At 62.5% G+C, this 23,315-nt stretch carries 16 protein-coding genes; all 16 read right to left on the minus strand.

The genetic code is table 11. The annotated features are described in order from the left end of the window. Positions 1–15 precede the first annotated feature (15 nt). The 16 genes from mutL to B5G16_RS02565 all read right to left on the minus strand — a co-directional run bounded on the left by mutL (position 16) and on the right by B5G16_RS02565 (position 23,259). Positions 16–1,977, minus strand: coding sequence for a DNA mismatch repair endonuclease MutL (gene mutL / locus B5G16_RS02490; protein WP_087260752.1), 1,962 nt, complete (start codon positions 1,975–1,977; stop codon positions 16–18). Beyond that, the gene (locus B5G16_RS02495) at positions 1,978–2,394 is read right to left on the minus strand and encodes a hypothetical protein (protein WP_087260754.1); all 417 of its coding nucleotides are present in this window, start codon (positions 2,392–2,394) and stop codon (positions 1,978–1,980) included. A 180-nt stretch (positions 2,395–2,574) separates the two neighbouring features. Beyond that, a complete protein-coding gene (gene dnaJ, locus B5G16_RS02500; RefSeq protein ID WP_087260756.1) occupies positions 2,575–3,738 on the minus strand; it encodes a molecular chaperone DnaJ in 1,164 nt (387 codons plus the stop codon). Between the two features lie 4 nt (positions 3,739–3,742). Beyond that, positions 3,743–4,378: a nucleotide exchange factor GrpE gene (locus tag B5G16_RS02505; protein WP_087260758.1), complete on the minus strand. Its 636-nt coding sequence runs from the start codon at positions 4,376–4,378 to the stop codon at positions 3,743–3,745. Between the two features lie 55 nt (positions 4,379–4,433). After that, entirely contained in the window at positions 4,434–5,147 is a 714-nt protein-coding gene (locus B5G16_RS02510; protein WP_087260760.1) for an SAM-dependent methyltransferase, read from the minus strand. A 6-nt stretch (positions 5,148–5,153) separates the two neighbouring features. After that, positions 5,154–7,523 carry an alanine racemase gene (alr, locus tag B5G16_RS02515; RefSeq protein ID WP_087260762.1) on the minus strand — a complete coding sequence of 790 codons (2,370 nt, stop codon included), beginning with the start codon at positions 7,521–7,523 and terminating at the stop codon, positions 5,154–5,156. Positions 7,524–7,757: 234 nt separating this feature from the next. Continuing rightward, the gene (locus B5G16_RS02520) at positions 7,758–9,131 is read right to left on the minus strand and encodes an MFS transporter (RefSeq protein WP_087260764.1); all 1,374 of its coding nucleotides are present in this window, start codon (positions 9,129–9,131) and stop codon (positions 7,758–7,760) included. Positions 9,132–9,133: 2 nt separating this feature from the next. Then, positions 9,134–10,021, minus strand: coding sequence for an endonuclease/exonuclease/phosphatase family protein (locus B5G16_RS02525; protein ID WP_087260766.1), 888 nt, complete (start codon positions 10,019–10,021; stop codon positions 9,134–9,136). Positions 10,022–10,034: 13 nt separating this feature from the next. Continuing rightward, positions 10,035–10,946 carry a glycerophosphodiester phosphodiesterase family protein gene (locus B5G16_RS02530; RefSeq protein WP_087260768.1) on the minus strand — a complete coding sequence of 304 codons (912 nt, stop codon included), beginning with the start codon at positions 10,944–10,946 and terminating at the stop codon, positions 10,035–10,037. A gap of 71 nt (positions 10,947–11,017) precedes the next feature. After that, complete coding sequence (locus B5G16_RS02535; protein WP_087260769.1) at positions 11,018–13,045, minus strand: endonuclease/exonuclease/phosphatase family protein; 2,028 nt, start codon at positions 13,043–13,045, stop codon at positions 11,018–11,020. 24 nt (positions 13,046–13,069) lie between these two features. Further along, positions 13,070–14,929 (minus strand): PKD domain-containing protein, encoded by a 1,860-nt coding sequence (locus B5G16_RS02540; RefSeq protein WP_087260771.1) that lies wholly within the window; start codon positions 14,927–14,929, stop codon positions 13,070–13,072. Positions 14,930–14,955: 26 nt separating this feature from the next. Continuing rightward, the gene (locus B5G16_RS02545; protein WP_087260773.1) at positions 14,956–16,380 is read right to left on the minus strand and encodes a glycerophosphodiester phosphodiesterase family protein; all 1,425 of its coding nucleotides are present in this window, start codon (positions 16,378–16,380) and stop codon (positions 14,956–14,958) included. A gap of 10 nt (positions 16,381–16,390) precedes the next feature. After that, positions 16,391–17,851, minus strand: coding sequence for a RagB/SusD family nutrient uptake outer membrane protein (locus B5G16_RS02550; protein ID WP_087260945.1), 1,461 nt, complete (start codon positions 17,849–17,851; stop codon positions 16,391–16,393). Positions 17,852–17,863: 12 nt separating this feature from the next. After that, positions 17,864–21,421, minus strand: coding sequence for a SusC/RagA family TonB-linked outer membrane protein (locus B5G16_RS02555; protein ID WP_204227984.1), 3,558 nt, complete (start codon positions 21,419–21,421; stop codon positions 17,864–17,866). Positions 21,422–21,518: 97 nt separating this feature from the next. Beyond that, complete coding sequence (locus B5G16_RS02560) at positions 21,519–22,502, minus strand: FecR family protein (RefSeq protein WP_087260776.1); 984 nt, start codon at positions 22,500–22,502, stop codon at positions 21,519–21,521. 202 nt (positions 22,503–22,704) lie between these two features. Then, positions 22,705–23,259: an RNA polymerase sigma-70 factor gene (locus B5G16_RS02565; protein ID WP_087260778.1), complete on the minus strand. Its 555-nt coding sequence runs from the start codon at positions 23,257–23,259 to the stop codon at positions 22,705–22,707. Between the last annotated feature and the right edge of the window lie 56 nt (positions 23,260–23,315).

Below are 23,315 nucleotides of genomic sequence, written 5' to 3' on the forward strand. Positions count from 1 at the left end.
ACTTTTTCAGCCGGATTATCCCAACTTTGCCCGCAAATCTTCGGCGGTAAATTCGGCGAGGATGGTCTTGCCGGATGGCGAGAAACTGATGTTTCCGGTTTCGGCGAGGCGTTCGAGCAGCGCGGCGGCCTCCTCGCGGGAGAGGTTGCGCACGACGCCCTTCGCACCGGAGAGGGCCATCACGGAGGCGATCTTCTCGCGCCGCACGTCGGCCAGCGACACCGGCGTGGCGAAGGCCTGCAAGAGGTCGAACAGCAACTGGTCCACCGTATCGGCGGGCATGTCGGCGGGCGTACCCTTGACCTCCACGGCACCGCCGCCGCAGAGCTCGATGTCGAAGCCCAGGGAGGCAAACTCCACGGCATGCTCCTCCAACAGGGCATACTCGTCGCCCGAGAGGACCAGCCGTTCGGGGAAGAGCAGCTGCTGGCTGACGGCCGAACCGTGCCCCAGCATGCGGAGATAATCCTCGTAGAGGATGCGTTCGCGGGCCCTCCGCACGTCGACGACGACGAAACGCCCGCCCAGCAGCGCCGCGACATAACCCCCCGGCAGGGGCAGCGCATCGGAGAATTCGGCCCGGTGCGCCAGGTCGAGCGTCCGCTGTTCGAGCTCCGCCGACGAAGGGATGAAGTCGAGCGAACTCTCCCCGAACTCCGCTCCGTCACCGGGAATCCCGAAGCCGCCGCCGGATGCGAAATCCTCGAATTCGTCCGATTCCGAAGCGGCCAGCGCGCCTCCGCGCGGGAACGACGGCGTCCGCACGCTCCGCGGAGCGGCATGGGCCGCGGCTCCCGGATCGGTGTAGGGGACGTCGAAGCCCGTAAAATCGACATTCGGATCCGGCGCCGTCGGATCGATATACTCTTCGCGGAAGGGATTGTAGTCGTTGTTCGACATCGCCGCGGGTTCGCTGTACACGGCCCCCTTCTGCAAGACGGGAATCTCCATGGCCCCCTCGCGGTCGAAATCCATCATCGGCACCGCGCCGGTCTTGGCCAGCGTCTCCCGCACGGCGGCATGGACGATCTGCCAGACGGCCTCCTCGTCGGCGAAACGCACCTCGGTCTTCTGCGGATGGACGTTCACGTCGATCCGCGCCGGGTCGACCGTCAGGTAGAGGAAATACGACGGCTGGCAGCTCTCCGGGATCAACTTCTCGTAGGCTTTCAGGATGGCGCTCGTGAGGTAGCTGCTCTTGAAGAAGCGCCCGTTGACGAAGAGGTACTGCTCCGTATTGCGTTTTTTTGCTGCGGCCGGGCGTCCGATGAATCCGTCGAGGCGGGCGATCGACGTATCGGCCTCCACCTCCAACAGGTTCTGCTTGATGTGGCGTCCGACCACGTCGACGATCCGTCCGGCGAGCGATGCCGGCGGCAGATTGTAGACCGGAGCGTCGTTGGCGTAGAGTTCGAAGGCCACCTGCGGATAGCAGAGCGCGATGCGCTGGAACTCCGCGCGGATCTGCGCCGCCGAGGTGGTGCTCTTGTCGAGGAATCGGCGGCGGGCCGGGACGTTGTAGAAGAGGTTGCGCACGAAGAACTGCGACCCCGCGGGACACATCACCGGGGTCTGCCCGACGAACTGGCCGCCGTTGATTTCGGTCTGCGTGCCCACGTCGTCGCCCTCCTGGCGCGTGCGGAGCTCGACCTGCGCCACGGCGGCGATCGATGCCAGAGCCTCGCCGCGGAAACCGAACGTATGCAGCGCATAGATATCCTCCACGGCCCCGATCTTGCTCGTGGCGTGGCGGTCGAAGGCCATGCGTGCGTCGATGGGCGACATGCCGCAGCCGTCGTCGACGATCTGGATGAGATCCTTGCCGCCGTCGCGGAAGTTGACCTTCACCGAACGGGCGCCCGCATCGAGCGCATTTTCCATCATCTCCTTCACGACCGAAGCCGGGCGATTGACGACCTCACCGGCCGCAATCTGGTTGGCGACGACTTCGGGCAACAGTCTGATCTTGTCTGCCATTTAGTTTTCTGGTTCCTCCTGGTAATCGTTCGGGACGACGACGATCGGCGCATAGGGGTTGAACTCGCCTTCGGCCTGCGCCGCCGGCACCGGACGTGCGGGCTGCCGGAGTTGCAGCACCATATCGGCCAGCTTCGGGTAGAGCAGGTAGATGAACAGCAGCATCAGCACGGCTGCCGCAGCGATCTTCAACACCCGGACCCGTCCCTGCTCCTCCGTTCCGGCACGCCGGGCCGCCCGAGCCTCGCGCTGCGTGCGGATGTACTGTCCGGGACGGTACTCGCGGTCGGCATCCTCGGCGCGTTCACCGCGCAGTTCCGCCCGGCGCTGTTCGCGGGCCTCCTTCTCCGGGTCGTAGTAACGCGGAATGTAGTTGAACTTGTTCGCGTGTTTCTTGAACGGGGTAAAGCCTAACATGGTCGTCGTTTTTAGTGTTGATAAAGATACGAATATCTGTCCGATTTATTGTCCGGAACCGGGACGAACGCTTACGACAAGCCCCTCCCGGAGGAGAGGTTTGGGGTATGCATGACGCTGCGGGGCCTTTCGGCCGGGGTTCCGCGCAACGAATCAAAGAACGAACGTGGTTCCGAAGCCCTATCGGAAGAAGCTCTTCATGCGTTCGAAGATGTTCTGGTTCCGGGTCGACTCGGCCTTCTGGAATCCCGGCTGTGCGGCCAGCTGCTCGACGAGGCGTTTCTCCTCGGCGGAGAGCTTCGAGGGGATCGTGATGTCGACCACGATCAACTCGTCGCCGCGACCGTATCCGTTGACGTCGGGCAGGCCCTTGCCGCCCAGACGCAGCACCTTGCCGGCATGGGTTCCGGGGGCGATCTTGATCTTGGCGCGGCCGTCGACGGTCGGAACCTCGACCGTGCCGCCCAGCAGGGCCGTCGTCACGGTGATGTTCAGGTTGTGGATCAGGTCGTTGCCGTCGCGGACGAGTTCCGGATCGGTCTCCTCCTCGATGACGACCTGCAAGTCGCCGTTCACACCGCCCTGACGGGCCGCATTACCCTTTCCGGTGACCGTGAGGACCATTCCCTCGCCGACGCCGGCCGGGATCTGGATCTCGACGACCTCCTGTCCGCGCAGCGTCCCTTCGCCCTTGCACTTGTCGCACGGCGCCGTAATGACCTTGCCCGTGCCGCCGCACGTCGGGCAGACGCCCTGGGTCTGCATCCTCCCGAAGAAGGTGTTCTCCACGCGCGTGACGTATCCCGTGCCGTTGCAGGTCGAGCAGGTCGCGTAGGCGTTGGCATCCCGGGCTCCCGTGCCGCCGCACTTGTCGCACGCCACAGTCTTGTTGATTTTGAGCTTCTTCGTGACGCCGTTTGCGATCTCCTGCAAGGTGAGCCGGACCCGCACCCGGATATCCGAGCCGCGGTTCACGTGCCGCGCACCTCCTCCCGACGAGCGGAAACCTCCGCCGAAATGCCCGCCGAAGATGTCTCCGAACTGCGAGAAGATGTCCTCCATGGAGAATCCTCCGCCGCCGAATCCGCCGAATCCGCCGGCACCGCCCGCCGCGCCGCTCATTCCGGCGTGTCCGAACTGGTCGTAACGGGCGCGCTTGTCGGGGTTCGACAGCACGTCATAAGCCTCTGCGGCCTCCTTGAACTTCTCTTCGGCCTCCTTGTCCCCGGGGTTCTTGTCCGGGTGATACTTGATGGCCGCCTTGCGGTAGGCCTTCTTTATTTCGTCTGCGTTAGCGTTTCGCTGGACGCCGAGCACTTCGTAATAATCCCTCTTCTCTGCCATGGCCTTACTCTCCTACGACAACTTTTGCAAAGCGCAGCACCTTATCGCCCAGCATGTATCCGGTCTGAACGACATCAATGACCGTGCCTTTCTTATCCTCGCCGGCGGCAAATTTCGCCACGGCCTCGCAGAGGTCGGCGTCGAAAGCCTTGCCGCGGACATCGATTTCGGTCACGCCCTTCTGGCGGAGGGCCTCGGTGAATTTCTGCGAGATGAGCTGCACGCCGGCGCGCAGGGCCTCCACGTCGTCGCTCTTCTCCATGGCCCCGACGGCCCGCTGCACGTCGTCGCGCACGGGCAGCATGGCCAGCAGCACGTCGCGGCCGCCGGTCTGCACGAGGTCCATCTTCTCTTTGAGGGTCCGTTTGCGGTAGTTGTCGAACTCGGCCTGCAAGCGCAGGAACTTGTCCTTCCACGCGGCAACGGCCTCCTCCACGGCACGGGCCGTGGCCTCGGACTCCTCCGCCGTGCGGAGCCCGTCGGCGGGAGCCTCCTCCGCCTCTGCCATTTTGGCAGGCTCCTCCGCGGCATCGTCTGCCACATTGGCACAGGACGCCCCTTCGCAGGCGGGATCGACATTGCCCGGAGCGAACCCTTCGTCGCCATTAACAGCCTCATTATAAACCTTTTTCTTTTTCATATCTGGTATTTTTTTCAGTTTCCGAAAGACCTTTCGCACAAATTGCATACCAACGCTACCCGATGATGAAAATAGCCGGACGCTTGTTCAGTTCGGGCAGCGCCATCCGACGCCACTCCCCCACCGTGCGGGTTTCGATCCGTTCCGCCGGAGCCGTAAGGTCCGCGGCGACCGTCAGCCGCGTCTCGGGCGCCAGCGTCCGGACGAGTTGTTCGAGAAGTTTCCCGTTGCGGTACGGAGCCTCGATGAAGAGCTGCGACTGCCCCTCGCTGCGGGCCCGGCGCTCGAAAAAGCGGATGGCCCGGAGCCGTTCGGGCGGCTTGACGGGCAGGTAGCCGTTGAAGGCGAACGACTGCCCGTTGAGTCCCGATGCCATCATGGCAAGGATGATCGACGAGGGGCCCACGAGGGGCACCACGCGGATGCCCCGCCGGTGGCAGGCCTCGACGACCAGCGCCCCCGGATCGGCGACGCCCGGCACGCCGGCTTCGGAGATCACCCCGGCCGAACGTCCCGCCAGCAGCGGCGCCACCAGCTCTTCGACCTCGCGTCCGGCGACCGTATGTTCGTTCAGTTCGCGGAATTCCAGCTCTTCGATCGGCCGTGCGACGCCCGCCTTCGAGAGAAACCGCCGTGCCGTGCGGGTGTTCTCGACGATGAAGTAGTCCAGCGCGTCCATCACCGCGCGGTTGGCGGCGGGCAGTACGTCCCAGGGCGCCGTTTCGTCCGAAATCGGGCAGGGAATCAGGTAGAGGGTTCCGTGGTCCATCGTGCGTTACTCTTTGAGGTAGATGCGTTTGACGCGGCCCGAGACCGAGGTCATGATCTCGTAGGGGATCGTTCCCAGCACCCCGGCCATCGTTTCGAGGTCGTTGCCCGCGACGGCCGAGAAGACGACGGCCTCGTCGCCCTCCGCAACGCCCGGGATGTCCGTGATGTCGATCATGCAGCTGTCCATGCAGACCCTCCCGACGATCGGGGCCGGCTGTCCGGCGACGAGCATCGACCAGCGTCCGCACCCGAGGTGGCGGTCCAGCCCGTCGGCATAGCCGATCGGAACCGTAGCCGTGACGGTCGGGCGGGTCAGCCGGCCGGCGCGTCCGTAACCGACGGCATCCCCGGCTTCGAGGTGCTTGATCTGCACGATGCGGGTTTTCAACGCCGAGACGGGCCGCAGCGCCGGATTGTGCTGCCACCCGAAGCCGTAGAGCCCCAGCCCGAGGCGGCACATGTCGAACTGCGCCTCGGGGAAGCGCTCGATGGCCGCCGAGTTGGCCGTATGGCGGATGACGGCGTAGGGCAACGCCTCGACGAGCCGTGTGCTCATGCGGTCGTAGCGGTCGATCTGCGCCCGCGTGTAGGCATCCTCCTCGGGCATGTCGGCGCAGTTCAGGTGCGAGAAGACCGAGGCGACCTTCACGGCCGAAAGGCCTTGCAGCGTCTCGCACAGCCGGTCGATCTCCCCCTCCATGAAGCCGAGCCGGTGCATGCCGGTATCGAGCTTGATGTGGATCGGATAGCGGGTTTCGCCGGCGTGGTTCACGGCCTGCACGAAGTCGTCGAGCGACCGAAAGCTGTAAATTTCGGGTTCGAGGCGGTTGGCGATCATCAGGTCGAAGCTGTCGGCATCGGCGTTCAGCACCACGATCGGCATCGTGATGCCGCGTTCGCGCAGCAGGACGCCCTCGTCGGCGAAGGCCACGGCCAGATAGTCGACCCCCTGATGTTGGAGCATCTGCGCCACCTCGAAATCCCCGGCGCCGTACGACCCGGCCTTGACCATGGCCACGAGCTTCGTGCGGAAGTCCAGTTTCGAGCGGAAATAATTGAGGTTGTGGATCATGGCGTCGAGATCGACCTCCAACACCGTGGTGTGGCTCTTGTGCGCAAGGGCGTGGGCCAGCTTCTCGAAACGGTAGTCGCGGGCGCCCTTCAACAGCACGGCGCGTCCGGCCACGGCGCGGCGCCCGATGCGGGCGATGCACTCGTCGGTCGAGGCGTAGAAGGCCTTGTCGCAGTCGAAGAGCGCGCCGTAGCGTTTCAATTTGGGGCCGATGCCGATCAGGGTATCGATCCCGGCACGCGAGACCATGCCGGCAACCCGGCCGTAGAGTTCGTCGTCCGAAAGGCCGCTCTGGGCGATATCCGACAGCACGAGCGTGCGCCGGCGCGTCAGGGCCACGCTGTGGAGGTAGTCGAGCGCCAGGGCCAGCGAATTGAGATCGAGGTTGTAGGCGTCGTTGATGAGCACCGAGTCGTTGATCCCCTCCTTGACTTCGAGCCGCATGGCGACCTCCGGGGCCGCCGAGAACGACGGGGCCGGATAGCCCATCGCCGTGCAGAAGGCCTCGACGATCTGGGCGTTGCGGCGCGACGCCTCGTTGCCGATCACCGCCTCGGGGAGCTGCGGGGCCGCGGCCGCATCGAAGAGTTTCCGTCCGGCGAAACGCGAGGCGATCAAACGCCCCAGCGGCTCGTAGTAGCTGTGGTAGATGATCACCCGGGCACGGTGGGCCAGGACCATCTTTTCGAGACACTTCTGTTCGAGATTGAGGAAATTCTCCTGATGGGCGTCGCCGATCGAGGTGAAGATCACCGCATCGGGACGGATGATGCGTTCGAGGCGCTCCATCTCGCCGGGTTTCGAGATCCCGGCCTCGATCAGGGCCAGCTGCTCGTCGCCCTCGATCATCAGCACCGACAACGGCACGCCCAGTTGCGAGTTGTAGCTCTTGGGCGAGCGGTAGCACTTCATGCCGGCGGGCAGCTCCTCGGCGATCCACTCCTTGATGACGGTCTTTCCGTTCGAGCCGGTGATTCCGACGACCGTACCCTTGAAACGGGCGCGGTGGTAGGCCGCCAGACTCTGCAAGGCGGCGATGGCGTTCCTGACGAGGAGATAGCCGCACCCGGGCATCGCCTCGACGGGACGTTCGACGAGGAAGGCCCGCACGCCGCGGGCATACATCTGCGGGATGAAATCGTGCGAGTCGTGGTTGGCGCCGCACATGGCGACGAAAATCGGGTTACAGCCCAATTCACAGGAGAGCGAGCGGCTGTCGGTGACGACCGACCGCACGTCGCACTCCTCGCCCGAGAAGCGACCGCCGACGATGGCGGCGATCTGCGAAAGTTTGTAGTTCATGACATACCGATTGTTAACGGCATCGGCCCTTCCGGTGCTGTATGTCCGGATCCGGGAGCGGCGGAGCGGACAGCCCGCTCCGGCTGCGGGGATGCGGATTCGGGACCCGGGGTCCCGGAGGTGCAAAGGTAGCCAAATTTGTCGGAATTACAAAGCCGCGGGGGTGCTTCTCATCTGCAACAGAACGGGCTGCGGAGATCCTTCCGCAGCCCGTCCGCAGGGTTACCGTGCGATTCAGCGCCGGGAGCCCCGGGCAACGAAAAGGGCGAGGATGAACGAGAGGGCCGAGGCGGCGATCCAGAAGAGGGCCGCGGTGCCGAAATCGTACCGGACGACCCCGTCGACGAGCGTCTTGCCCGAATCGATGAGCCATCCGCTGACGATGTCCTGCAATCCGGCCCCGACGTAGCTGGCCATACCGACGATGCCGAGTGCGGCGCCCGTGGCTTCGCGCGGCACGATGTCGATGGCCATCAACCCCCCGAGGAAGCAGATCAGCACGCCGATGGCCATACCGAACAGCACCATCGCGAGCAGGTTGACGAACATGCCGTTGCCCGAGTAGAGGAAGAGCGTCAGGGCCAGGGTGTTCAGCACGCCGAACCCGAAGGCCAGTACATTGCGCCGTCCGTGGAAGAGGCGGTCCGAGAGCCAGCCCGAAAAGACCGTCCCGATGATCCCCAGCAGGGCGTTCACCGAGATGACCTGCGTGGCCGTGGCCAGCGAGTAGCCCTTGGCCTCTTGCAGGAACAACACGCCCCAGCCATTGATCGCATAGCGGCTCACGTACATGAAGGCGCTCGACAGGGCCAGGATCCACACGAACGGATTCCGGATCACGGAGCGTTGGAGTTCGGAGGTGGAGCCGTGTTTGCGGCTCTGCTCCTCGGACTCCTCGCCGGTCAGCACTTCGATCGGGGGCAGGCCCTTCGATTCGGGGGTGTCGTGCAGCAGGAAGAGGATGATCACCACGCCGACGGCCCCGGCCACCGAGGAGCCGACGAATCCCCACTGCCAGCCGAAGATTCCCACGACGGCGCCCACGAAGAGGAACGAGAGGAATTCGCCGAGGTTGTGGCTGGCGCTGAAAAACCCGTAATAGGTGCCGCGGATGCTCAACGGGAACCAGCGCGAGAGGGCGATGATGGCCGGAGGGGCGCCCATCGACTGTGCCCAGCCGTTGAGTCCCCACATCACGGCAAAGGCCGCGAAGAGGGTCATGTTACCCACGAACCCGCCGCCGTTGGCAAAACCCAGCACCCCGACCAGCAGGTTCGCCACCGTCGAGACGCAGAGCCCCGCGGCCATGAAGCGCTTGATGTTGCTGTGGTCGGCGAGGAATCCGTTGACGAACTTCCCGATGGCATAGGCGAAGAGCAGGGCCGAGCCGATCAGACCGAGTTGCGAGGCGTCGAGCGCCCCGCTTTCGAGGATGGGCTTCTTCACCACATTGAGACTCGTCCGACAGACGTAATAGAGACTGTACCCGACGGTTCCGGCCAGAAAGCTCTGGAAACGGAGCCTGCGATAGAGTTTCATGCGGGCCGCGTCGTCGCCTCCGAACGGGACCGCCGGTTCGCTTTTGCGAAAAAAGGACAGAAGAGACATGACTATTTCAAAAATTCAAGTTGAACCAATACCGGAAAATGGTCCGACGGCGTACGGGCCCGATAGCGGGGTTCGCCGTCGGAGGGCTCTTCCGAGCGGTAGGTGTCGGTCAGGATGCCGTAGCGCAGGACGCGGAATCCCGGGCTCACGAAGAGGTGGTCGATCCGGCGGAAGGTCCGGATATCGGGATCGAACCAGTTCTCCGTGCCGGTCATGGCGTAACGGATCCCGGCCCGCTCGAAGGCATCCGCGAGGATTCCCGAGTCGTGCAGAACGGCGTAGCTTTCGCTCGTCTCCCCGACATTGAAGTCCCCGGTCAGGATCACCGGCTCCGAGCCGCACATTTCGCGGATCTTCGCCAGCACCAGCCGGCAGCTTTCGACCTGCGCCTGCGCCCCCTTGTGATCCGTGTGCAGGGTGAAGAACCAGAAACAACGCTGCGTCTGCCGGTCGAGGAAACGTCCCCAGCAACAGATCCGGAGATACTTGGCATCCCACCCCCGGACCGGCCGCGCAGGGTCCTCGGCGAGCCAGAAATGGCCCTCGTCGAGCAGTTCGAAGCGGTCGCGTTTGTAGAAGACGACGCAGTATTCGCCCGCTTCGGCGCCGTCGTCACGCCCCACACCCGTCCAGCCGTATCCGGGCAGCGCCGCCGCGAGGTCCTCCAACTGACTGTGGAACACCTCCTGGGCGCCGAAGATCTCGAAGTCGTGGAACCGCACGAGTTGGGCAATCACGGGGCACCGGACCGTCCAGCCGTCACCGCGGGCATCATCCTCGGCGTTCAGCTGGCGGATGTTGTAGGTCCCGGCCCGGAGCGTCTGCCCGTGCACGGCCCCTGCGCCCGCCACCGCCGCGAGCCATGCGCCGATCAGCAAAAGCCATCTCATCGTTCCGGAGCTGTTACGGGCGGCGTCCCCGGGATTCGAGATAGCGGATCAGAAACTCCGGCCGGTCAGTCTGGATGATCGTCACCCCCAGGTCGAGCAGGCGCCCGTAGACGGCCTCCGTTTCGCCGCGGAAGGCCCGGTCATCGTCCAGACCTCCGCAGAGCGACGGCCAGAGCGAGTTGACCCAGAGCTTCGAGCCTCCGTCGACGACCTGCCGCATGCACGCCTCCACGTCGGGGGTCATCGTGTCCCAGCAGATCTCATAGGCCAGCGGCTGCACCTCTTGGGCGCGGTACGACTCGAAGAGCTCGCGTCCCTGGGGTTTGAGGATGTCGATGATCGGCATGTACATCATGTTGTGCGGATATTCGGCGAACTTTGCGGCCACGACCTCCGCCGGGCGCTTGCCCTTGATGAGGACCTGATCGGTCATGCCGAGCTCCTCGGTGACGGCCAACGCCAGATCGTAGTATTCGTAGCCCTGGTCGATGTTGACCACGATGCGGTCCTTGCAGACTTCGAGCGCCTCGCGGAGCGTGGGCATGCGCAGCGCGGTCTTCACGCCGTGGCCGGTCCGCAGCACGCAGCGGCAGATCGAATCGTAGGTGATGTCGCACACCCGCCCGTGGCCGTTGGTCGTGCGGTCGATCGTCTTGTCGTGGCAGAGCACCAGCACGCTGTCGCGCGTCAGTTTGAGGTCGAGCTCCATGATATCGACTCCCATGTCGATCACCGATTCGATGGCGTCGATCGAGTTTTCGGGCCAGTTCCGCCAGTCGCCGCGGTGCGAGACGACCAACACGTTCTTCGACATCGGGTTATGGAGTTCGGCCAGGATCCGGTCGGTCGTGCGGAGCGGTGCCGGATCGGGTTGCGCGGCACACGAGCAGAGCGCCGCCGCAATCAGAAACAAAATACGGTTCATTTTTCGAAAAAAGGATTAAAAAGCCGGCGGGAAGCACGCCTTGCGGAGCGGCTTCCCGCCGAAGCCACGGTTTATTCCAGGACCGGACAGCTATCCGAGGCCACCCAGCGGCGGACGGCCGTTTCGGGTTTGGTCGGGAGCGTTTCGGCTGTCAGGGCCTCGTAGAGGCCGGCCCCGGCATTCAGCGCCTCGACGAACGACGCGCACTCCTCCTGGGACGAGGGTACCGTCACGGCGCCCGTCTTCATTCCGTCAAGGCTCAACAGCGCCCCGACGCTCTCGGCCCAGACCGAACCGGCCTTTTTGGAGTCGTTGCCGACGATCCAGTTTGTGTTTGCCTTACCCGACGGGCAGGCCGCGTTGCCGTAGACGTTCCAGACGTTGCCCTTCTTGTTGTAGCCCACCGACGAAGCGTAGGAGTCGTTCTGCGTAACCTCGCCGAGCGTCGCGTAGCAGTTGATGACGAAGCTGTCGTCGCTGACGATACCGACGATGCCGCCGATGTTGTTGTTACTCGAAACAATGCGCTCGATCCAGCTGTAACAGTTGATGATGTAGTTGCCCACTTCATCGGATCCTTTGGAGACCTGTCCGACGATACCGCCGAGGTTCTCGCTCTTGGTAGCCTCTCCGGCCTCGATCGCCCCGCCGCGGTTGCCGCAGTTGATCACCACGCCCTGATTCTGACCCGTGATACCGCCCAGCACGGCGGCTGCGCCCGTACCGACGATCGAGCCCTGGAAGGTCACGCCGTCGATCACGCCGCGGTTCGTGCCGACGACTCCGCCGGCGGTCTTGTAGGCGGTCGAGAGCGAGAGGTTCTCCACAACCAGATCGCGGATCGTACCGTCATTGCCGCCGAAGAGTCCGTAGGAGGATCCCGAAGCGGTGGTCTTCACGTTGCGGAGCGCATGGCCGCGGCCGTCGAACAGGCCCTGGAAATAGATCAGGCTTTCGGCGTTGAACGAGATGGGCACGGCAGCCTGATTCTTGAAGTCGATGTCGGCCGTCAGGACATAATAATGGGTCGAAAGATAGCGGGCATCGGCCCCGGCGCCGTTGATCGACTCGGCGACGGCATTCCAGTCGGCCGAAGAGTTGATCTGCCAGGGATCGTCCTCGGTTCCGGCACCCTCGATCGCGGGGGCCTCCGGGGCGTCGAAGTCGAAATCGACCTGAATCGTCACCGGGCAGTGATCCGAAGGATAGATGTTCCCGAAGACCGAATTGTCGACCTTGTAGGACTTCAAAGCGAGCGACCCGCGCGTATAGATGTAGTCGATGCGGGCGGTCTCCACCGAGAGGTCGGCTGTGATCTTGTGCCCGTTGAAGGTCCCGAGGGGACCGCTGATGAAGCGTGCGTCCACAGCCTTGCGGGCATCCTCCCAATAGGAGCGGAACGTGCTCGACGCAGCGTCGTCGGGCGTGGCGTTCATGTCGCCGACCAGCACCGAGGGCATGCCCTTCGTATTGTACATCTGCTCGCGCTCGATGATCAGTTTGGCAGCCTCCGAGCGGGCCATGTCGGCCAGCGGCAGGTGGGTCACCGTCAGGAAGAACTGCTTGCCGTAGAGTTTGTCGGTCACGACGGCGCAGCAGGCGATGCGGTGATACCCCACCTCATCCCATCCGTAGCTCATCTCGTCGGGGGTCGCGGAGAGCCAGTAGAAATGCTGCTCGCTCAATGCGAAGCGCTCCGGATTGTAGGCGATACCGAGTGCCTCGCCGCTCTTTCCGTCCTGCGAATCGCGCCCGACAAACCACCACTCGTAGTTACCGCCCTTGTCGGCGACGAGCGTCGGGAGTTCGGACTGGATCGTGGTGTTGGCCTCCTGGAACCCGAAGATGTCCCAGCCGTTGTTGACGATCGACTGTGCCAGCACATCGCGGCGGTTCGTCCAGACGTAATCGCCCGTACCCTTGTTCGAGATCCAGAGGTTGTAGGTTCCGAGGCTGACGGTCTGCTCCGTGATGTCGGGTTTGGCCGGGGGCGTATCGTCCTCGTAATATTGATGGTTCAGTCGGGTCGGGAAATCCTCGGCGCAGCCCGCCAGCAGAGCGGCGGCCACGCACAAGGGGAAAAACAGATATCGTTTCATTTCAGTGTCGGTATTTTTCGGTTGTTACTTCTGGTAGTTGATGTGTCGGGCATTGCCGCCGTACTGCGACCAGGAGGAATCCGCGGCGGAGGTCACGCCCGGCAGAGCCACGGCGTAGACTTTGAGTTTTCCGGCGGCGGTATCCTTGCCCAGCACGTAGGCGTAGCCCCACTCGGCGATCGAAACCGAACCCTCGAAGCTGTCGGCGAGTTTCTGGCTGTACACCTCCTCACCCTCCGGCGAGAGGACGACATAGGTTCCGTTCGCGGTGACGACATGCACCTGTCCGAGGTTGTCGACGGCCGGGACGCTGTGGCACTCCGCGTCGAGCGTCCAGGACCAGCGGGTAGCACCGTTCGACGTGTTGAGGGCGTAGACCACCGACGGCGTCACGGCATCGGCCACGATGTAGAGGGTCTGGCCGTCGGCGCTCACCGTAGCTCCGGTCTGCTCGAAACCGCCGTCGAGAGCAACGCTCCACTTGGGCGTCTTTGACGAGGAGGAGGTCAGGTTCGCGCAGTCGAAGGCGGCAAGATTCCACGTACCGCCGCTGCCCTCCTTGATTTTGCCGGGCAGATAGACGCAGCTGTTGGCATCGACGCAGGGCTGGCAGCGACCGGCCGAGAGCGTCTTGTTCGGAGCAAAGGTATTGGAGGTCGGAACCGGCGCCCAGACGAACTGATTGTCGGGGACCATGATGCCATATCCGTACTCGGCCGTATTGGTGAAGATCACCACCCCGTTTTTAAGGATGATCGTACCGGAGGTGCCGCCACCGTTTGCAGGCGTGGCCTGTGCGGTGTTGCGTCCCGAGGCCTTGTCGAAGCCACGGATGGCTCCGTTCGTTCCACGGCTGCCGACCACCACCATACTCGGCGTGATACACGGTGTCGAATAGGCGATCCGGGCACCGGAGGCATAAGCGGTCTGGTTCTTCCACAGGACCTTACCCGTAGCTCCCTCGAAGGCATAGACGGTCGGCACGGCATCGCTGCCATAGGCATGAGCCACCCAATAAACCGTACCATCGGCATCCACCGACGCATAGGCAATCTCATCGGTCAGGAGTACCTTGTCCTGCGCGGCGGCATCGTACTCCCAGGCCACCTCACCGGCAGCATCCAGCGCCACGAACTTGCCGTCGCCCGTCACGGCATAGATATATCCCAGGTCGCTCACCGTGACGACATTGGCCACACAGAGCGCATCGGCCGACGCAACCTCCTTGCTCCACAGCACGGTGAACTCCGAGACGTCGCCCTCACGGACGTTGACCGACTTGGTGACGCTGCTCTCGCCGCCGCGGTTGTCGGTGACGGTGAGCGTCACGCGGGACATGCCCTGGGCGGTAAAGGTATAGGAGGGGCTTGCGTCCGTGGAGGTCGAGCCGTCGGGGAAGGTCCACTTGCGCGAGACGATCTCGCCGTCGGAATCGGACGACTTGTCGGTGAAGGTCACCTCGTCGCCGACGTTGACCATCATCGGAGCATAGGAGAAGTCGGCCGTCGGCAGCACGTTGTCGGCCAGCACGGTCACAACCTTCTTGATGGTGGCACGGTTGCCGTCAGCGCCCCAGGCCGTGAGGGTCACCGTGTACTCGCCGGCCTGCTTGTAGACCACCGGATCGGGCTGCGCCTCTTCCGACCAGTTGCCCTCGCCCGAGAATCCGAAGTGCCAGAAATAGTCCGTAACGGTCGTCCCTTCGACGACGGTAGCATTGGTGAAGGTCACCGCCGTGGTTCCGGCCACGATCTCGCCGTCGGAGATGGTGAAATCGGGGGTGATGACCGAATCATATACGTTGTTCATGTCGTCGTTGCCGTCCGTACAGGCACCCAGCGCGAGGAGCGACACGACGCTCAATAGGGAAATGAATCGTTTCATGATGTTCGTTTTGTCGTTTTAAGGTTTTAGCGTTTTCCTTTGCCGCGGAGGTATTCGTCCATTTCGGCGGGATAGTCGCACTGGATCATACGCACGCCCGCTGCAACGAAGGTGTCCATCAGCGCCGTATTGCCGTTGTAGAAGTTCTGCCCGTTGTCATCGAGCAGGTTCGAGACCGAGAGGGCCTTGGCGTTGATGGCGGCGATCCAGGAGGAGGTGACATACCCCGTGGAGGTCTGCACCATGTAGACCGGTTCGTAGGCCGTCATCTGGGTCAGCACCGACTCCTTGTTGGCGTGCGGCGCGAGGATTCCGGGAATCTCCTGCCGGGAGAGCCAGTCGGCGCGGTCGGTGTTGTCGGAGATGTAGAACTGCACGCGGTCGAGACATCCGCAGCGCTTGACCACGTCGTAGACCTTCTCGATGTTGACATCGCTCTCCATGCACTTGTCGAGGTTGAACCACACCTTCCCGCGGAATTCCGTGAGGACCTCCTCCAACGTGGGGATCTTCTCCTCGGAGACCTTCCCGTCGGAGGTTTTCAGCCGGAACCGGCCCAGCTCCTCGAACGTGAAGTCGGCAACCATGCCCTTCCCCGAATAGTAGTCGTTGTAGTCGGTGAAGCGGCTCAGATAGTTGTCGTGCAGGCAGATGACAACCCCGTCACGGGTGATCTGCACGTCGGTTTCGATGAACTCCACGCATCCCAGCTCGACGCAGCGGCGGAAGGCCGCCATCGAGTTCGGGGGCAGTTCGTAACCGTTCTTCGTATTGCCGCGGTGGGCCATGATCCACATCTTCGAGCGGTCGAAATTCCGGCAGGCCCAGCTCAACGAGAGCCCCTCCACCTCAACCGTGCGTTGCAACGTCCGGGTCTCGCCGCCGGCAAAGGCGACATCGGCCCGCACCGTATAGGAACCCTCCCCGGCAAAGCTGTGCGTCAGCTGCTGCGTCGCGGAAGAGGTGGTTTCGGGTTCGCTTCCGTCGCCGAAGTCCCAGGTCACGCCCGTCACGTCGGAGAGACGGTTGAGCGAGAAACGGACCTCCTCCATCCGGGCGGGGAAGTCGTTGCTGACGACCATGCCGGCCTGCGTGTCGTTCACGGCGATCGTGCGCGACAACTCGCGCATCGCCCCGGAGAGCGGCGTGAGGACCGCCTTGACGACATACTCTCCGGCCGCAGCGTAGGCATGCTCCACGGTTTCCGCGGGCTGTGCCGAGGCGGTTTTGCCGTCGCCGAACATCCACAGCACGCTGCGGAGCGACGAGACGTCACCGTCGAGCGAGAAGCTCACGAATTGATCCACCGTCGGGGAGGCGGGCTCCCAGCGGATCGCCGCCTCCGAACCCGTTTCCGGCCCCGGGGCGTCCCCCGCCTGCTTCGAGCAGGCGGCAAGGAGCAGCACCCCGGCCAGACCGAAAACCGTAAATATTCGTTTCAAACGTTCCATGTTTCGCAGATCAATCGACATTGTAACCCGGGTTCTGATAGAGTCCGTCCGGATTGAGAATCCGTTCGTTGTAGGGGATCGGCAGGAGCAGGTCCTTGACCGAGAAGTTGGAATTCAGCGCGTTATAGTGTTCGATCAGCTCCTGGTTCGAATACATGCGGCGCACGTCCTGCCAGCGCAGGCCCTCCTGCATGAACTCGAAGAGACGCTCGTCGTAGATTCCCTGCCGCAGGTCGCTGCCCGACCAGTCGGCCAGCCCGGCGCGCTTGCGGACCATGTTCAGGTAGGTTTTCGCCGTCGCTTCCGTGCCCTGCCAGTAGTAGGCCTCGGCCAGCATCAGCGCCACGTCGGCATAACGCAGCACGATCCAGTTGTTGCCGCCGTAACCGTTGGCGCCGCATTCCAGATCGGCATACTTCATCGTGTGGTAATAGGTCACGCCCGCCACGGTCGTCTCCCGCAGATAGTCGCGGCGCACGTCGCTCGGGTCGAACGAATCGTAGACTTCCCGGGTGGTCATGTTGTGCATCTGGCCGATCTTGTAGGAGGTGACCCCCGTCGTGCTGGGCCCGAACTGGAAGTTCCAGATCGACCCCAGGTCGGCATTTCCCTGCACGTAGTTGATCTGGAAGATGCTCTCGGGGCAGGATTTCTGCGTGGAGAGATCCCACAGTTGGTTGTAGGGAATGTCGGCCAGTTCACCGAAGGGGCGCATCTCCCACACCTGGGTCAGTTTCTCGACGGCCGTCGTCAGATAGGCGCTCTTGTCGGCGGCGAAATCCTCGTCGCAGGCGCATTGCAGAGCCACCTTGCCGTAGAGGGCGATGGCGGCAGCCTTGCTGGCGCGCCCGCACTCGGAGGCCGGCTGGAAATCGGCCAGCGGACTCCCGAGGACGAAATCCAGATCGTCGAAAATCGCCTTGTAAACCTCCTTCTTGGGACGCCGATAGTTGTTGGCCTCAACCTCGTCTTTGGTTTCCAGGCGTTTGAGGACCAGCGGCACATCGCCCCACTCGGTCACCAGATGGAAGTAGGTCAGCGCACGGATGAAACGCACCTCGGCCTCGTAGGTGTTCCGGGAATCGGGGTTGGCATAGCTCACGTCGTCGAGGTGCGCCAACAGCGTATTGGCCCGCGAGATGCTCTTGAAGAGCTGCGTGTAACGGTTGTAGACGTACTGGTTCTCCTCGGTGAGCGTATAGTTGTAGAACTGGTAGGGAATGCCGCTGCTGGCGCCGCTGTCGGTCACCACGGTGACATGCGCCCGCACGTCGGTGAAATAGTAGTTGTACTGATAGTAGTAATCCTGCGTCAGCGACTGATAGACCCCGTTGAGCGACGTCACGATGTCGGCTTCCGACGTATAGAAGTTTCCGGCCGTGGTGGCATTGGGGTCGTATTCGTCGAGGAAGTTGCACGACATCAGCGCCGCCGAAACGGTCAAAGCTGCAAATATCTGTTTGATTTTCATATTCATCCGAGTTTAGAAGGTAAGGTTCAGTCCAACCGAATAGATGCGCGAGAGCGGATAGCATCCCCAGTCGAAACCGGGCATCAGGTTGCTGCTCTTGTAGGATACCTCGGGGTTGTAGCCGCGGTAGGGGGTGATGGTGAAGAGGTTGTCCCCGCTGAAATAGACGCGGCACGAGGCGATGTGGAGCTTGTTCATCCAGCGCTTGGGCAGCGTATAGCCGAGGGTGATGTTCGCACAGCGGAAGAACGAGGCGTCCTCGACATAGTAGGACGAGAGTTTGAGCGACGTGTTGGGCGTCGAGATGCGCGAAGCGATGGGGACGTTGTTGCGTCCGGGCTGCTCGTCGGAGATGTAACGGTCGGCGACGATGGCATACTGGTTGCCCGAACCCTCCATGTTGTAGAGGTAGTAGTCCTGGAAGTTGATGACCTCGCCGCCATAGGAGTAGGCGAAGCTGGCGCTGAAATCGATGCCCTTCCACGAAAGGCTGGTCGAGAAGCCGCCCGTAAAGTCGGGATAGGCGTCGCCGATGATGGTCTTGTCGTCGGTGGTGATCAGTCCGTCACCGTTGACATCCTCCCAGATAGCGTTTCCGTAGGAGAGCGCGTCGAGCGAATAGGAGGACACGGCGGGACCTTTCAGCTCGTAGCCTTCGGGGAACTTGTTGCCGTTTTGGAGATAGACCTCACGGTCGAGAAGCGCATTGGCGTAGTCGGCCTTCGACATGATGCCGATGGCCTTGTAGCCGTAGAACGACCCGATCGGATAACCCTCCTTGGTGATGTGCGTCCCGACGGAGCGCTCCGACGTGGAGATGATGTCGTCCAAGCCGCCCATGCTGACCACCTTGTTGCGGTTGACCGAGATGTTGGTGCTGACGTTCCAGTTGACCTTTCCGGTAAGCAGGCGGGCATCGAGCTGGAGGTCGAAACCGCGGTTGCGGATCTTCGCGCCGCTGAGGTTCGTTTTGGTGGAGGTGGCGCCGGAGATCGCGGAGATGGGATAGTCGTAGAGAATATCCGAGGAGATCGAGTTGTAGTAGTTTCCGATGATGTTCAACCGGCCGTTGAAGAATCCGAGGTCGATACCGATATTGGTCTGCGTGGTGGTCTCCCATCCGAGCGCGGCATCGGCGAACGATCCCTCGTAGGTCGTCGACACGGGCGTGTTGCCGAAGGCGTAGCTGCCGGTCGAGATGGCGGCGATGCTGGCGTAGTTTCCGATGTCGTTGTTGCCGCTTTTTCCCCAGCTGGCGCGCAGACGGATCGAGACGATGCGGTCGAGGGCGTCTTTCAGGAAGGGTTCGTTCGAGAGCGTCCAACCGGCCGATACCGAGGGGAAGTAGCCCCAGCGGCTGTCAACGCCGAAGCGCGAGGAGCCGTCGGCACGGAACGACGCGGTGAACGTGTACCGGTCGTCGAAGGCGTAGTTCACACGGGTGAGGAACGACATCATCGACCATGCGGCCTTGCGCGTATCGTAGAGTTTGATATCCGTGGGATCGGAGCCGTGGGCCGTGACCTCATGGATGCGGTCGTCGGCGAAGCCCGTCGCCTCGACCCCCAGGCGGTCGTAGGTCTTCTTTTGGAGCGTATATCCGCCCAGGGCGTCGAAATGATGACGACCGAAATCCTTCTTGTAACTGATCGTGAACTCACCCAGGCGGTCGACGTCGTAGGTCGAGGTCGTACGGGCGATGTTGTAAGGTTTCAGGGCGTCGCTGTACGCCACGGCGGCATCGCGTCCGAGGCTCATCGGGCGGTAGTAGAAATAGCGGTAGTTGTACCACTGCTGTCCGAGGCGCGCCGAGAGTTTCAGATCGGGGATGATCTCGTAAACCAGATTTGCATTGAGGTTGTGACGCGACATTTTCTCCTGAATGTCGAGTTCATGGGCGATGGCCAGCGGGTTTTCGGGGAAGTTGATGCCCCAGTCGTTCTTCATGGCGATCATGGCGCTGCGGGCGTAGTCGCCGTTCTCCTCATAGACGGGGAGGTTCGGCAGGTACATCAGGGCGCTCTGGATCACACCGTCGTTGATCATACGGCCCGCGGCCTGCACGACGCGGTTCTTGGCATCGTACATCGAGTAGCTCAGGCTCACCGAGAAGCGTTTCGTGATCTGCGCGTCGAGGTTCAACCGGGCATTGATGCGGTTGTGGTTCGACGGGGCGATGATACCGTCCTGATCCATGTAGCCGACGCTGGCCATGTATCGGATGGCCTTGGTACCGCCCGTGACGGAGATGTTGTGGCGCATGATTCCGGCATTGGAGAAGAGTTCGTCCTGCCAGTCGGTATCGTACTGCGGGGTGACGGGCGTCCGGGTCGTGAAGTCGTAGAACATGTCGGGGATTCCGACCTCGGCCAGGGAGAAGCCTTTGGCAGCGCGCACCGAGTTGTCGTCATAAGGGCTCCACGACACGCCGGCAGCCGTGGCACGCAGGCGGTAGGAGTTGTTGCGGGCATCGATCAGCAGATCGCGGAACTGCGTGGCGTTCAACAGCTTCACCTTATGATCGAGTTGCTGGATTCCATACGAGAAGTCATAGCTGACTTTGGCGGCCTCGCCCTCCTTGCCGCGCTTGGTGGTGATCAGGACGACGCCCGAGGCGCCGCGCGAACCGTAGATTGCGGCCGATGCGGCATCTTTCAGAATGTCGATCGACTCGATGTCGTTCGGGTTGATGTAGACATCCTCCGAAGCGGGATATCCGTCGATCACATAGAGGGGATCGCTGCTGGCCGAGAGGGAGTTGACGCCGCGGACGCGGATCGACACGCCGTCGCCGGGGGCGCCGCTGGTCTGATGCACCTCGACGCCGGCGACCTTTCCGACGAGCGACTGCCCGACGGTGGGCGCCGTCACGGAGAGCTCGCTGGCCTTGACGCTGGCGATCGAGCCCGTGAAGTCGCTCTTGCGCATGGGCGTGTAACCGACGACCACGACTTCGGAGATCTGCTTGTTGTCCTCTTCGAGGGTGATGTCGATGACCGTCCGGGTCCCGACCTTCACCTCGCGGGTGTTGTAGCCGAGGAAGGCGAACGAAAGGGTCTGCCCGGGCTCTGCGGCGATCGAATATTCGCCGTCGAGACCCGTGACATTGCCGCTGCCGGTCTCCTTGACGATCACGCTGGCGCCGATGACGGGGTCACCGGCCACGGTGGTCACCCGGCCGGAGATCACGCCCTTCTGCGACTTTTCGGCACGGGCGGCTGCGGTCCCGGCGTTCGCGGCGGGTGCGAGGATCACGCGGTTGCCCTCGATCCGGGCTTTGAGATGCTGGGAGCCGAGCACCCGGTCGACAATCGCCACGATGTCCTCGGATTCGGCCTTGATGCTCACGACCGCCGCGAGGTCGATCTCGGCATTGTTATAGGCAAAGGTGTAGTTGCTGCGGGACTCCACTTCGGCGAGGAAGGTCTTCACCGAAACATTCCGCAAATCAATTGAAATCGTCCGGGTCTGTGCGACGGCGACAGCCACACTCAACGACAAGACCAGCGAGACGAGGAATTTCGGGACAAGGGAGTTGCGCCCGAACAGATTGGGTCCTTCATGTTTCATGGGTAAAAAGGTTTAAATTCAGATTGTAGTTTTTTCGAGCATCGTTTTCCGGGCAATGCCGGAGATCAGGCGGATGTTTTCATAGGTCGGATCAAATTTATTTGTGGATAATTATGTGATGTCGGTCGATCTGCCGGCAATGGTAGCGGGTGAGGTTTTCGATGATGCGGAGGGTCTCGTCGAGGGTTTCGGGGCGCAGGGTGAAGGAGATCCGCACCGAAGCGTCGACCTCGGGGGCGATCTGGATCCGGATGTTGTACCAGTGTTCCAGATTGACGGCGATCTCTTCGAGGGTCCGGTTTTCGAAGACGATCGAATCGCCGGTCCAGCTGCAATAGTTGCCGGCGGCGACGTTGCGGACGGTCATGCGCCCGGTTGCGGCATCGAACGAGCAGTTCTGATCGGGGCGGAGGCGCACGCTTTTTTCCAGGCGGGCGTGTTCGACCTCGACGGACCCCGATTGGAGGGTCACCTCCTCGACTCCGAATTTAGCGATATGACTGGCGTTGAAGCGGGTTCCGAGGACCCGGACGCGGAGATCCCCCATCTCCACCTCGAAGGGGGCCAGCGTGTCGCGCTTCACGTCGAAGAAGGCTTCGCCTTCGAGCCGGACGTGGCGGACACGGCCGTCGGCCAACGAGCCGGAATAGCCCAGCCGGGAGTCGGCATTGAGCCACACGACCGAACCGTCGGGCAGCGAGAAGCGCCCCTTGCTGTTCTCGGCCGTCACGAGCCAGGTCGTCGTGTCGGCCGCGAGGTGCTTCACGACGAAATACTCGACCGTCATGGCGAGGAGGATCACGGCGGCGGCCACGGCAGCGGCCTTCCGGGACAGGGTCAACAGACGCCCCTTGGGCGCCACACGCATCTCTCGGTGCAGGAGGTCGAGTTTCCGGCGATACTCCTTCTCGTCGACCGGGAAGACGGAGGCGGGATCGAGCTGCTGCCACTCCTGCCAGAGGGCATCGTTCTTCGCTGCGGCCTGCTCCCGGTCCAGCAGCCAGGAACGGAACTGCCGCTGCACCCGTTCGGGCATCGGGTTGTTCAGGAACGTGTGGATGATTTTTCTTACAAGATTCATTTTCCGCGGTGTTTACATGAATAGGACGGGAAGAGAGGCTCCTCCCCCAGTCGGGAAATCATTTTTTTTGCAAAATTTTTTGTCGGGCAGAAAAAAGCCCCGATATCCGGATCGGGGCAAAAGAAAGGGCTTTTTCCGGACGCGCGGCGGCGGTCCGGGATCTTTCACAAAGTTGTAATGCCCGGACGGTTCCGGAGCGGGATCAGAAGAAGAAGGCGATGATACCGATGATTTTCCGGAGTTCGGCGAGCGCCGTCCGGATGTGGTACTCGACGGTTTTGGTCGAGATACCCAGTTCGGAAGCGATCTCCTGGTAGGAGCGGTCTTCGCAGCGGCTCATGCGGAAGATCTTCCGCCGCTGTTCGGGCATCTGCTCCACGGCCATTTCGATGATCATCATCAGGTCATCGGAGGCGACTTTGGCGGCGACATCCTCCGACACGAAGTCCCCGATCCGGCGATATTGACGCTCATAGCGGACGCGGACGTTCTTGTGCTCGAAGAGGTCGAACACGGCATTCCGGGTCATTCGGAAAAGATAGCTCCGGAACGAACGGACGTGACCGATCGACTGTCGGTTTTCCCAGATTTTGAGAAAGATGTCGTGGGCGAGGTCTTCGGCTTCGGAGCGGTTTTTCAGCAGACAGCAGGCAAAGGCCTCCACATGCGGAGCGTAACGCATGTAGAGTTCGTCAAAAGCCCTGCAATCGTTCTGCAAGAGACCTTGCAGGATCCGTTCATCCGCCTGCCTGTCCATTCCGGTGAAGTATGAATCGGGGTTGGCCCCGTAAAAACGGGAACCAAATTACACAA

The organism is Alistipes sp. An66, assembly GCF_002161445.1.
Lineage (GTDB): Bacteria > Bacteroidota > Bacteroidia > Bacteroidales > Rikenellaceae > Alistipes > Alistipes cottocaccae.